Origin of the sequence: Pseudomonas sp. NPDC098747, assembly GCF_044760045.1 — a bacterium.
GTDB lineage: Bacteria > Pseudomonadota > Gammaproteobacteria > Pseudomonadales > Pseudomonadaceae > Aquipseudomonas.
Genome location: NZ_JBIWAL010000149.1, coordinates 1 through 1,307 on the forward strand (window position 1 = coordinate 1; position 1,307 = coordinate 1,307).

2 protein-coding genes are annotated in these 1,307 nt (G+C 52.6%); both read left to right on the forward strand.

What is annotated here, in order from left to right:
* Positions 1-53: 53 nt before the first annotated feature.
* Positions 54-449 (forward strand): helix-turn-helix domain-containing protein, encoded by a 396-nt coding sequence (locus tag ACIQVE_RS29700; protein ID WP_402815530.1) that lies wholly within the window; start codon positions 54-56, stop codon positions 447-449.
* Positions 398-1,276, forward strand: coding sequence for an IS3 family transposase (locus ACIQVE_RS29705; protein ID WP_402815532.1), 879 nt, complete (start codon positions 398-400; stop codon positions 1,274-1,276). The genes ACIQVE_RS29700 and ACIQVE_RS29705 overlap by 52 nt, the downstream gene beginning before the upstream one ends.
* The last annotated feature ends 31 nt before the right edge of the window (positions 1,277-1,307 follow it).

The window sequence follows — 1,307 nt, forward strand, 5'->3', positions numbered from 1 at the left end:
TGTCGCGTCCTGAATAAGGTTTACACCTTCTGGCTTTTTATCAGGAGGGCGCAATGGATACGGGCGGAAGACGCAGTCAGAGAGATTACACGCTGACTTTTAAATTGTCGGTTGTCGATCAGATCGAAAAAGGCGAGTTGAGTTATAAAGAGGCTCAACGACGCTACGGTATTCAGGGTCGGTCGACGGTGTTGGTTTGGCTACGCAAACATGGTCGGCAGGATTGGAGCCAAGGCGCATCCATTCGCTCCCAGAGGATCAGACCGATGGACGAGCCTAATTTGCCACTAACTCCAGAGCAGCGAATCAAGGAGCTAGAGGAGCAGTTGGCACTGGCCAATCAGAAAGCCAAATTCTTCGAAGATGTAGTCGATGTTCTGAAAAACGACTATGGCGTATCAGTCGTAAAAAAGCGGCCCGGCAAGTCGTTGCGCAAACCCAGACCCTGAGTGTCAGCAGGGCTTGCCAGTTTATTGGGATCAGTCGTCAAGCCTATTACAAGCGTGATCGGGTCTATCGCGCTCGGCTTGAACAAGACCAAAAGCTCATCGAATTTGTGCGCAAGATCCGCGTACGTCAGCCATGCATCGGTGCCCGCAAGCTACATTCGATGATGCATGCCAAACACGAGAGGCAAGAGTTGCATGTCGGCAGGGATCGCCTGTTTGAGGTTTTGCGCGATCACCGCCAATTGGTTCGTAGAAAACGGGCCTATCACAAGACGACTGACAGTCATCATCGCTTCCGCTGCCATCCCAACCTCCTGAAGCCGGGCCCGCAGCAAGTGGTGGCGACCGGTCCGGAACAGGTCTGGGTGGCTGATATCACCTACCTCTCCACGCGCGACGGGCCTGTCTATTTGAGCTTGGTAACAGATGCCTATTCGAGAAAAATTGTCGGCTATCACGTTCATGAGGGCATGCATGCCAAATCGGTGGCTCAAGCCTTCCGCATGGCTCTGAAGACGCGCCGAACAAATCAGAAACTGGTGCATCACTCGGATCGAGGATCGCAGTACTGTTCCGACCTCTACCAAAAGCTGCACGCTAAACACGATGTCACATGCTCAATGACCGACGGCTATGACTGCTACCAAAATGCCTTGGCAGAGCGGGTCAATGGCATTTTGAAAACAGAGTTACTGCTCTTCCGGCCGGAAAATCTGGCGCAGGCTGAACAGATGGTGCGAGAGGCAATTACGATCTACAACCAGGAGCGACCGCACCTGTCCTTAAAATACAAAACGCCCGACGCGGTGCATCGGGCGTTGGGGTGAAAAAGGTGTAAACCTATTTCAGGACTAGACA

What these genes read in the sequence shown, in the direction of transcription:
- ACIQVE_RS29700 (WP_402815530.1), top strand. Translation starts at nt 54, where the DNA reads ATGGATACGGGCGGAAGACGCAGTCAGAGAGATTACACGCTGACTTTT.